Genomic DNA, 10,061 nt, shown 5'->3' on the forward strand with positions numbered 1-10,061 from the left:
CGGAAGCGTCTACTTTCTTGGCAGCGTGCTTTTTGGCGTGATGCTTTTTCACAGCCTTTTTAGCCGGTGCGGAAGCGTCAGCAGCTTGGGCTTTCTGAGCGGAAGCGTCTACTTTCTTGGCAGCGTGCTTTTTGGCGTGATGCTTTTTCACAGCTTTTTTAGCCGGTGCGGAAGCGTCAGCAGCCTGGGCTTTCTGAGCGGAAGCTTCTACCTTCTTCACGCCTTTCTTGGCGTGGTGAATCTTGGCAGCTTTGGCTTTCGGTGCGGAAGCAGCAGCCGGAGCGGAAGCGTTGGTGGCGGCGAAACCAGCAGCGGAGCTCAGACCGAAGGCGGCAGACAAAACGAGCAGGGTCAGTTTTTTCATGTTGCGTTCTCCAATATCAAGTGGGGAGTGTTCTTTCCGAGACACCGCAGTGGTGTTTCCATGAGTCGTATCCTAGCCCTGCCCAATCTGGCCGTCTGTGAGTGCTATGTAAGGTCATGTAACGCTACGTACAGGGTTAGCGTCGCGTGACGGTCAGTACCTGATACACGCCACCAAACAGCGTCTCCTTGTGCCAGTCAAAATCTTCGGCCTGACTGGCATAACTGGAAATTTCATTGCGCCACAGCGCCTCGGCAAAGGGTTCCAGCACGCGGTTGACCCACTTGAGCAACCAGCCGATGGGCTGCCAAGGTGCGGGCTTGTGATAGTCGACAAACACGGCCTTGCCGCCAGTTGGCAGCTGGGAAAGCATGTTGTCGACAATGCGGTGCTTGAGATCGTCCGGCACTTCATGCAGTAAAAAGAAGCTGCAGATCAGGTCTGCCGGTTGTTCCAGCCGGTAGCTGGCGGCATCGGCCCGCTCCACGCGTGCCTGCGGGTAGCAGGCGAGCTTGCGCACACCATGTTCAACCTGCACCGGGGTGATATCGGTCAGAATGAATTCGCCATGCTTGCGCACCTTGGCCGCGGCTTTCTGTACCAGATCGCCATAGACATGCGCCACCTGCCACACCCGCATGCCGGGGCGGATTTGCTGCAAGTAGCGTTGCATCAGGCGCTGGTCATTGAGAAACAGCAGCGTGCTGACGACCAGGTTACGGTCGAGCAGCGCTGCGCGGCGCGGATTGACATAGGCCCAGTCGTAGACTTCGGTCATGTAGTCCGGCACCCCTTCGTAGTAGGGGTTGCACGGAAGCGGTGGGTGGTTGCGGCTCATGATGGCACCTCGGATTAGCTATTTGGCAACAAATTTTAGCAAATGCTAATATGCTTTCATTTGAGCTAAACCAAGCTTTGCCTTCATCCGCCAAGTACTGAAATGCAAAACGGCCCTGTCGGGCCGTTCAAGCAAGTGACTGATTCCGCAGCGTTCCCATCTGCTCATCAACCCCTTTCACTTTCCATCCGGCAAGCAAGAGGGGTCTGTCAGTCATCGGCTCGGGATACGGTTAATCTGCCAGCGTGAGCACCACGGGCGTATGGTCGGACGGGCGTTCCCATTTGCGCGGCGTCTTGTCGATGACACACTCCACCGCCCGCGCCTGCAGGGCCGGAGTAATCAGGATGTGGTCGATACGCACGCCCTTGTTGCGGCGGAACATCATGGCACGGTAATCCCACCAGCTGTACTGCTTGTCCTCCTGGTTGAACAGGCGGAAGCTGTCGGCCAGGCCCAGGCTGATCAGGCCACGGAACGCCGCGCGCTCCGGCGTGCTGCACAGTACTTGCTCGTGCCAGCTTTCCGGGTCGTATACATCGCGGTCCTCCGGGGCGATATTGTAGTCACCCAGCAGCGCCAGTTGCGGATGACGCGTCAGCTCATCGGCCACGTAGTCATGCAGTTTGCCCAGCCATTCCAGCTTGTACGGGTACTTCGGCGAATCAACCGCCTCGCCATTGACGAAGTAGCCACAAATCACGCGCACGCCGTTTACCGTGGCAGCAATCACCCGGCGTTGCGGGTCGTCATAGCCGGGAATACCTTGCACCACATCGTCCAGCTGCAAGGGCGCGCGTACCAGAATGGCCACGCCGTTATAGGTTTTCTGGCCGAACCAGGCGGCGCGATAGCCGGCGGCCTCGATCTCGGCCAGCGGAAACACATCCTGATCCATTTTCAATTCCTGCAGGCACAGCACGTCTACCGGGCTTTGCGCAAGCCATTCCAGCACCTGAGGCAGACGGACCTTGAGTGAGTTGACGTTCCAGGTGGCTAATTGCATATCTTCAGTTCTCGTTTACTTAGGGCAGCCGCTCGTAGCGGCGGCTGCATCTGAATCAGAAATCACGACGACTGCCGGCAAGGCGCAAACATGTCCAGTTGCTTGTTATAAACACTGGTATGCACGCCCAGCACACCCAGCAGCGAGTGGAACAGGTTGTCGTGGGAATACGGCTCGGCCTTGCGACCTTCCAGACAGCGCTGGTTCAGCCCGACTTCCTGCTGGAAGCTGTCGGAGAACCACATCATCGCACCAATATGCTTTTGCGCCTCCGGCGCCAGCAGATACGGCGTACCGTGCAGATACATGCCGTTTTCGCCCAGCGATTCGCCATGGTCGGACATGTAAAGCATGCCGGTGTTATAGCGCTGCTGGTTGGCACGCAGGAAATCTATCAGGCCGGACAGCACCGTGTCGGTATACAGGATGGTGTTGTCAAAACCGTTGACGATCTGCTCGCGCGGGCAGCGTGACAGCTCGCTGGTCTGGCATACCGGCTTGAACTGCTCCATGGATGGCGGATAACGCTTGTAATAGGCCGGGCCATGGCTGCCCATCTGGTGCAGCACCAGCACGATGTCGCGGTCGGACTGGTCAATCTTCTGCTGCAGGTTCTGCAGCAGGATTTCATCCCAGCACTCGCCAGTACTGCACAGCTTGTCGTCCTTGCTGGTGGTGACATCTTCCAGCGTCACCCGGTTGCACACATCCTTGCAGCCGGACTGGTTATCCCGCCAGATCACGTTATAACCGGCACGCTTGAGCACATCCAGCACGTTTTCCTGACGTGCTGCCTTGTCCCCGCTGTAATTGTCACGCCCGATATCGGAGAACATGCAGGGTACCGAGACAGCCGTTTCGGTACCGCAGGAATGGACATTGGGCAGGTTGATCAAACCCGGCTGCGCCGACAGTTTCGGATTGGTGTTGCGCGGATAACCGTTGAGCGAAAAATGATCGGCGCGGGCGGTTTCTCCCACCACCAGCACGAAGACTGTCTTGCGCTTGTGCTGCTGCCAGCTGGCATCGCGTTTGGCATCTTCACCCAGCGGGCTGACCACAATGGGGCCGCTATTGTAGTGGTCCTGGATATAACCGTTAGTGGCCTGGATATAGTTGAAGGGCGTCAGGTAATGGCGCAGCTGACGGTTATTGCGGAACAAGGACGCAAAATCCTGATACGCCGCAAAGGCAATGCCCACCAGCACCGCCGCCGATACCAGCAGGGTCAGCAGCCTCACCCCGCCCTCACGCAACGGGGAGCGCCACTGGATATGGCGCGTAAACAGCCACCAGCCGGGCAGCAGGCCCAACAGCACGACAAACAGCGCCATTTTCATGGTCAGCAGATCGCGCACTTCCTTGTGATCAGTCTGTACCGCGTTCTGCACCATGTGCACATCAATCATCACCCCATACTGGTTCATGAAATAGGTAATGAACGAAGTCGTCAGCAATAACAGGGCAATCAGCGGCTTGCCGATATAAGGCCAGTTGAATAGCGACAGCACGAGGTTGTAAAACGCCGTCACCAGCAGGAAGGATTCCAGCAGCAGTTTGATGCCATGGCCATCCAGCGGGCCGACAATGCGCAACATCTCGCGCCAGAATGGCAGGTTGTAAAACAGTACCAGCCCCAGCGACACCAGCAAGGTGAGGCGCTCTGGCCGGATGGAACGGTTGAAGATCATCATGTCCCCATCAACTAGGAAGGCATGCACGCAGAGCGTGCTCCACGGCACATAAACAGCATGGCACGCACAATGTCACTCATACGGCGACGACAAGCAGGCCATGCAAGCAGTGCGGCCGGACTGCGCCGCCGCATGCGTGTTTGAAAAATCGACGCCATCTTACCCGATTAACTTCGCAACAGGATGGCGATACGCGGTTCACTGCTTGTCAGCCACTTGCCGGGGACGCTCAGTCCCCTTGCTGCCGCCGGCTTAACCTTGTTTTTCAAATGGTTGATCTGGCAAATAAACAACAGATATTTGATCAAATTTGTCATTGCACGGCAGCGCAGCTAGAATGGTCCTGTGTTCATCACCGGAGAAACAAATTGTCCAGACAATCCAAACCCCTGCATTCCCAGCAACATCCCCTCTGCCCGACCAAGAATCCTCACCGCTCTACCCTGCGCCCTTTCAGCGATGCCTTTACCCTGCGCACTCCGGGCTTTGCCCAGCGCCATCGCCTCGGCCAGACAGAGAAGACGGAAAACGGCCCCGGCAACTGATTTTAGTGAAATGGCGATTCCCGTCTGATGGCAGCACGCCGTGCCAGCCACCATCGGCAAGAATCCCGGAGACGTCATCTCACTGAAAGCACCAGACAACACCGCCATCAGGCGGTGTTTTCATTTGCGCTTGCGACAGCCCAAAAAATACCCCCAAGGGGGATTGGGGGCAGGAAAAGACACAATATCGATGTCCTTGGGGGCAGGGATAAGCGTCTGGCTCGCTTGCTGCTCTTGGAGATAACCCGTTGAGCAAAGATTAGAGCCAGCGCAAATCAGGGGAGTTCCCTCCCCCGTGCAAATATTTGTCAGCGCGTCAGGCGGCTTCTTCCACCATGCCGGAATGGCGCAACAGCGCGTCAATCTGCGGGTCGCGGCCACGGAAGGCACGGAAGGATTCCAGCGCCGAGCGGCTGCCGCCCACTGCCAGAATCTCGTCCCAGAAGCGCTTCCCGGTGGCGGCATTGGCACCACCTGCTTCTTCGAAAGCGGCATAGGCATCAGCCGACAGCACTTCCGCCCACTTGTAGCTGTAATAGCCTGCCGAATACCCACCGGCAAAGATATGGCTGAAGCTGTTGGGGAAGCGGTTGTAAGACGGCGGGAAGTTCACCGCCACTTCCTGACGCACGGTATCGAGCAGCGCCAGCCAGTCGCCGGTGCTGGCATCAAAATCGGTGTACAGCAGCATGTCGAACAAGGAAAACTCCAGCTGGCGCACCGTCATCATGCCGCTCTGGAAATTCTTGGCGGCCAGCATCTTGTCGAACAGCGCACGCGGCAGGGTTTCGCCGGTTTCGGCATGGGCAGTCATGCCTTGCAACACCTCCCATTCCCAGCAGAAGTTTTCCATGAACTGGCTGGGCAGCTCTACCGCATCCCATTCCACGCCATTGATGCCGGAAACACCCAGCTCCTCCACTTGCGTCAGCATATGGTGCAGGCCATGACCAAACTCATGGAACAGGGTGATTACTTCGTCGTGGGTGAACAGCGCCGGCTTGTCACCCACCGGACGGGTGAAATTGCAGGTGAGGTAGGCCACCGGGGTTTGCATGGTGTCGCCCTTCTTGCGACGGCCACGGGCGTCATCCATCCAGGCACCGGGGCGCTTGCCCTCGCGCGAGTACAGATCGAAGTAAAAGCTGCCTACCAGCTGACCATCCTTGATGATGTCGTAGAAGCGCACATCGTCATGCCATACCGGAGCGCTGCTTTCGCGCACCTGCACCCCATACAGGGTGTTGACCACCCCGAACAGGCCGGGCAGCACCTTGCTTTCCGGGAAGTACTGTTTCACTTCCTGCTCGGAGAAGGCATAGCGTGCCAGGCGCAGTTTTTCGGCAGCGTAAGCAATGTCCCAGGCCTGCAGGTCGGAGAGGCCCAGCTCCTTGCTGGCAAAGGCTTCCAGCTCGGCGCGGTCTTTCAGTGCAAAAGGCTTGGCACGGGCCGCCAGGTCGCGCAGGAAGGCAATGACTTGCGCCGGGCTTTCCGCCATCTTGGTGAACAAGGACAGCTCGGCATAATTGGCAAAACCCAGCAGTTGGGCTTCTTCGCGGGTGAGCTGCAGTTTTTCACGGATGATTTCGGTATTGTCGTGCTCGGGCAGGCCGAACTCCGACGCGCGCTTCACATAGGCGTCATACAGCTTCTGGCGCAGCGCGCGGTTGTGCGCGTACTGCATTACCGGGAAGTAAAACGGGAACTGCAGGGTGATCTTGTAACCGGTTTTTTCATCAGCCTGAGCGGCAGCGGCAAACAGGGCCAGCGCGTCTTCCGGCACGCCATCCAGCTCGCTGGCGTCTTCCAGATACAGGCTGAAAGCATCGGTAGCGTCCATCACGTTCTGTTCGAAACGGGCGGACAACTCGGCCAGACGGCTCTGGATGGCGGCATAGCGCTGGCGCTGTGCTTCCGGCAGCTCGGCACCGGACAGGCGGAAATCGCGCAAATCGTTCTGGATGATCTTCTGCCGTGCGGCATTGTAGCCGGCATAGTCCGGGCTGGCCTCAATGGCCTTGAACTGGCCGAGCAAGGCCAGGTTCTGTCCCAGTTCGGTCCAGAATTCGGAAATCGGCGCGATATTGGCATTGTAGGCATCACGCAGTTCCGGCGTATTCACCACCGCATTCAGATGCCCCACCACGCCCCAGGCGCGCGACAGGCGTTCGGTGGCGTCGGTGAGCGGGTCGACAAAGTTCTCCCAGTTCGGGCTATCCACATGGGCGGTCAGCTGCGCCACGGTGTGACGGGCCTCGCTCAGCAATTGCGCGATGGCCGGGCTGATGTGTTCCGGACGAATCTCGGCAAAACGTGGCAGTCCGGTAAAGTCGAGGAGCGGATTCAGGCTCATTGTTCACTTTCTGTGGCAAATGGCAGCCGCTGGCGGGGAACGGTGCCGGTATCGGAATAGACGGTAGCAGGCCAACAGGCTACCGCCATTGCTATATGATAGGGAATCTCGAACCTGTTAGATGAGGACGTTCTGATGAATCGCAATATCCGCCCCTACGATGGCAGCACGCCGCAGATTGCCGACTCCTGCTATATCGACCCTGCAGCCGTGGTGATTGGCGATGTCACGCTGGCGGAGAATGCCTCGGTTTGGCCCTTTGCCGTGATCCGTGGCGACGTCAACGCCATTCATATCGGTGAAGGCAGCAATATCCAGGACTTTGCCATGCTGCACGTCACCCACAAGCGCGATAGCGACCCTGTCGGCGCACCGCTAAACATCGGCAAGCATGTCACCATCGGCCATCACGTCACCCTGCACGGCTGTACCATTGGCGATGAAGTGCTGGTAGGCATTGGCAGTATCATTCTGGACCGCGCCATCATCGAAGACCGGGTGCTGATTGGCGCCGGTAGCCTGGTACCACCGGGCAAGCGGCTGGAGTCGGGTTATCTGTACCTGGGCAATCCGGTAAAACAGGCCCGCAAGCTGACCGAACAGGAAGTGGCCTACTTCAAGTATTCCGCCGAGCACTACATTCGCGTAGCCAACAAGCACAAACCGAATCTGGAATGAATTCCTGCAGGAGATAACGCCATGCCGCCACGGTTGCGTAATGCCAAAGAGAGTGACGCAGCAGCCATTGCCGCGCTGATGTTGCCCGAAAGCAGCAGCCAGGGCGGTAGCCTGCATGGCGATTTCCCGCTGGAAAAAATCAGCCACTGGCTGACACAGGCCTTGGCCGACGGCATGCCGATAGTGCTGGCGGAAGACGCTTCCGGCCTGCTGGGCGTAGTGTTTACCAGTAGCAGCAAGCATCAGGACAGCCTGGTGGCGGTGCAGATGGCTAGGCTGCATCATGCCACCGGGCCATTCTATTTCTATGGCCCGGTTTGCCTTGCCCCACGGGCACGCGGCCAGGGCTTGCTGAACGCCATGTGGCAGCAGCTACAGCAGCAGCTGCCCGGCCAGCAGGCCGTGCTGTTCATACATGCCGACAACCAGGCATCGCTCAAAGCCCACACACGGCTGGGCATGGTGGTGGATGCGCAATTCGAACTTGATGGCCAGCCCTGCATATTACTGAGCAGCCGCTGATTACCATGGCCTGCCAACCGGGTGGGCATTTCCCTTCTTTAATCTCCACCTGCTCCGCTTGTCTGATCAAGCATCATCCCGGCGACGGGGGAATACATATTTGCCAGTTGGCAGAGACAACGTTCACTTGCCTCTCCCCTTCCCGCTCTGCAAGGGCGCACGGCCATTGCGCGCCATTGCCGATGCAGTTCAATCACGCCCAACCATTCTTTAGACAAGGCTGACCGGTAAAACTGGCTGAGTGGACATTGCTGGTCCAAATGTCACGCAGTTTAATGCCCGATCCATACAAGCGACGGGTCACCACGGCATGCAGGCATCCGAAAACCAACTACGGCAAGAGGCCAAACCGGGCAAACCCCGCTGGCCGCGCTATGTCATGTTGATTGTTGCCTGCACCATCCTCTCGACGCTGTTCAGCTTTTACACCACTGCGGTCAACAGCACCAAGGACGCTCCGCTGACCGGCTTCTGGCTCAAGGCTGCCGCGCCCGGCTTCATTTTGTCCTGCTTCTGGACACTGTTGCGCTACAGCGGCTGGCTGCTGGCAGGCTGGATTATTGATCACCGCAACGCCTTGCATCTTGCCGCGTATCACCAGGAAGAACAGCGCCGCAAAGCACGGCTTTATATCCTGCATATCGCCTTGCTGGGCCCGGCCTGCATCCACGCGGGGGATCGCCAGGTTCTGCTCCGGCAACAAAGGGAAAAACCGGTGCCTTTCTGCAATCTGTTAGCAGTACCGCAGTTTGAATCCGCGGCACCGCCCTATCTGGCAGAGCCGGAATCCACCACCGAAGCAGAAGATGGCCAGCAAGATACAGACGCCGCCAGATGGCAGGCTTATGCGGCTGACGACGAGGCAGTTGCCGATGATGAAACCGGCGAAGAAATCGACATCCTGCTAGCGGACGATGCAACAGCATCCGACATGGCATCCGGGGAGGAAGAACAGGAACAATCCCTTCCCGCTGACCAATACCTCCCCGCCAAACTGGCTGCCATGATGGCCGATTGGCCGCCAGTGGTGTGGCACACACCCGTCGCGGTTTCCTGGCATGGCAGCGAAGACGCGTGGTTACGCTTTCGGCAGCATGCCAGCGAACTGGGCATCTTGCTGATGTCCCAGCCTCAGCGCTTGCACAGCCCGGATGACATCGATCTGGTGATTGATGCACTCCATGCCCGGCAACACAGCGGCTATCACCTGCTGGCAGGCATCGTCACGCCAGCGGCCAGCTTCGGGGCAAGCCATGGCCCACCCGCTGCCGAAGCCGCCTTTGCCATGCTGGCAAGCCATACCGGAGCAGGTGCCAGCCTGTCCCGACCGGTGCTATTCCGCGCGGCCGAACATCTTGCTTTGGCACAGCGCAATGCTGCACTGGCCAGTCCACCCACCTCTTTTTTCAGCCTGAACCGAGACAGCCCGGAAGAACTGTCTGCAGCAGGCTGGCAAATCGACGCCGTGGAGCATGAGCCTTACTGGGGGAATCCGGGTGCATTGGGCTGCTGGATCATGGCGGCAATGGCACTGGAAGCCGCGATGCTAAGGCAGCAAGCGGTTGGCTGGCATACCCGGCAGGAAAACCAGCACTGGGCAGGGATTGCTCTGCCGCCCGAAGCAGGCACAACAGGAGCCAGCACATGAGATTTGTCATCCGCCAGGGCTGCCGTATTACCGGCCGCGGCGAAGTCGTTGAAGGCATGCTTGATGGACCGACATTGCGTGGCATTCCGGTGTCCTTCATCGGAGCCAGGGTGCGTTGCGACATCTGCAACAGTATCGGAGTCATCGCCATGGCCGGGCCGCGCGGCTCGCTGGGGCAAAACAATATCAAGGGCAAAACCCTGGCGCTCAACAATGATCTGGTGCTGTGCCGCTGCCCTGTTCATCCACGCCTCATTCACGACTGCCAGGAATGGCAGGTCACCATCTGACCCACCCCAGGCCCCAGCCCATGCGCAACCCCTACCAGCTCACCTTCCCCACCCGTTTCCAGCTCACCCCGTCCGTGCATTCCTTTCAGCTTGAAGAAGCACTGGACAGCCCTTACCACCTCA

The 10,061-nt window shown here is 58.5% G+C and carries 10 protein-coding genes; 5 read left to right on the plus strand and 5 right to left on the minus strand.

Annotated elements, in window-relative coordinates:
• The 4 genes from ACE3SE_RS21155 to ACE3SE_RS21170 form a co-directional block, all read right to left on the minus strand.
• Nucleotides 1–364 (minus strand): hypothetical protein (locus ACE3SE_RS21155; protein WP_374558079.1); only part of this gene is annotated, 364 nt, incomplete at its 3' end.
• Between the two features lie 136 nt (nucleotides 365–500).
• Nucleotides 501–1,202 carry a rhodoquinone biosynthesis methyltransferase RquA gene (gene rquA / locus ACE3SE_RS21160; protein WP_374558081.1) on the minus strand — a complete coding sequence of 234 codons (702 nt, stop codon included), beginning with the start codon at nucleotides 1,200–1,202 and terminating at the stop codon, nucleotides 501–503.
• A 232-nt stretch (nucleotides 1,203–1,434) separates the two neighbouring features.
• The gene (gene xth, locus ACE3SE_RS21165) at nucleotides 1,435–2,208 is read right to left on the minus strand and encodes an exodeoxyribonuclease III (RefSeq protein ID WP_131357566.1); all 774 of its coding nucleotides are present in this window, start codon (nucleotides 2,206–2,208) and stop codon (nucleotides 1,435–1,437) included.
• 62 nt (nucleotides 2,209–2,270) lie between these two features.
• Nucleotides 2,271–3,902: a phosphoethanolamine transferase gene (locus ACE3SE_RS21170; RefSeq protein ID WP_374558084.1), complete on the minus strand. Its 1,632-nt coding sequence runs from the start codon at nucleotides 3,900–3,902 to the stop codon at nucleotides 2,271–2,273.
• Between the two features lie 368 nt (nucleotides 3,903–4,270).
• Here ACE3SE_RS21170 and ACE3SE_RS21175 point away from each other — a divergent pair, with 368 nt between their 5' ends.
• Nucleotides 4,271–4,447, plus strand: a complete 177-nt coding sequence (locus tag ACE3SE_RS21175) for a hypothetical protein (RefSeq protein ID WP_156157109.1) — start codon at nucleotides 4,271–4,273, stop codon at nucleotides 4,445–4,447.
• A 316-nt stretch (nucleotides 4,448–4,763) separates the two neighbouring features.
• Here the strand turns inward: ACE3SE_RS21175 and ACE3SE_RS21180 are convergent, their stop codons facing one another.
• Entirely contained in the window at nucleotides 4,764–6,800 is a 2,037-nt protein-coding gene (locus tag ACE3SE_RS21180; RefSeq protein WP_374558086.1) for a M3 family metallopeptidase, read from the minus strand.
• Nucleotides 6,801–6,935: 135 nt separating this feature from the next.
• Here ACE3SE_RS21180 and ACE3SE_RS21185 point away from each other — a divergent pair, with 135 nt between their 5' ends.
• The 4 genes from ACE3SE_RS21185 (at nucleotide 6,936) to ACE3SE_RS21200 (ending at nucleotide 9,938) form a co-directional block, all read left to right on the plus strand.
• Nucleotides 6,936–7,478, plus strand: coding sequence for a gamma carbonic anhydrase family protein (locus ACE3SE_RS21185; RefSeq protein WP_374558088.1), 543 nt, complete (start codon nucleotides 6,936–6,938; stop codon nucleotides 7,476–7,478).
• Nucleotides 7,479–7,499: 21 nt separating this feature from the next.
• Nucleotides 7,500–8,000, plus strand: coding sequence for a GNAT family N-acetyltransferase (locus ACE3SE_RS21190; RefSeq protein WP_374558090.1), 501 nt, complete (start codon nucleotides 7,500–7,502; stop codon nucleotides 7,998–8,000).
• A gap of 310 nt (nucleotides 8,001–8,310) precedes the next feature.
• On the plus strand, nucleotides 8,311–9,648 hold the full coding sequence (locus tag ACE3SE_RS21195; RefSeq protein ID WP_374558092.1) for a hypothetical protein: 1,338 nt from the start codon (nucleotides 8,311–8,313) through the stop codon (nucleotides 9,646–9,648).
• Nucleotides 9,645–9,938: a PAAR domain-containing protein gene (locus tag ACE3SE_RS21200; RefSeq protein WP_374558095.1), complete on the plus strand. Its 294-nt coding sequence runs from the start codon at nucleotides 9,645–9,647 to the stop codon at nucleotides 9,936–9,938. The genes ACE3SE_RS21195 and ACE3SE_RS21200 overlap by 4 nt, the downstream gene beginning before the upstream one ends.
• The last annotated feature ends 123 nt before the right edge of the window (nucleotides 9,939–10,061 follow it).

Origin of the sequence: Aquitalea pelogenes (genome assembly GCF_041914625.1) — a bacterium.
Lineage (GTDB): Bacteria > Pseudomonadota > Gammaproteobacteria > Burkholderiales > Chromobacteriaceae > Aquitalea > Aquitalea pelogenes.

What these genes read in the sequence shown, in the direction of transcription:
- rquA (WP_374558081.1), bottom strand. Translation starts at nt 1,202, where the DNA reads ATGAGCCGCAACCACCCACCGCTTCCGTGCAACCCCTACTACGAAGGG.
- xth (WP_131357566.1), bottom strand. Translation starts at nt 2,208, where the DNA reads ATGCAATTAGCCACCTGGAACGTCAACTCACTCAAGGTCCGTCTGCCT.
- ACE3SE_RS21170 (WP_374558084.1), bottom strand. Translation starts at nt 3,902, where the DNA reads ATGATGATCTTCAACCGTTCCATCCGGCCAGAGCGCCTCACCTTGCTG.
- ACE3SE_RS21180 (WP_374558086.1), bottom strand. Translation starts at nt 6,800, where the DNA reads ATGAGCCTGAATCCGCTCCTCGACTTTACCGGACTGCCACGTTTTGCC.
- ACE3SE_RS21185 (WP_374558088.1), top strand. Translation starts at nt 6,936, where the DNA reads ATGAATCGCAATATCCGCCCCTACGATGGCAGCACGCCGCAGATTGCC.
- ACE3SE_RS21190 (WP_374558090.1), top strand. Translation starts at nt 7,500, where the DNA reads ATGCCGCCACGGTTGCGTAATGCCAAAGAGAGTGACGCAGCAGCCATT.
- ACE3SE_RS21195 (WP_374558092.1), top strand. Translation starts at nt 8,311, where the DNA reads ATGCAGGCATCCGAAAACCAACTACGGCAAGAGGCCAAACCGGGCAAA.
- ACE3SE_RS21200 (WP_374558095.1), top strand. Translation starts at nt 9,645, where the DNA reads ATGAGATTTGTCATCCGCCAGGGCTGCCGTATTACCGGCCGCGGCGAA.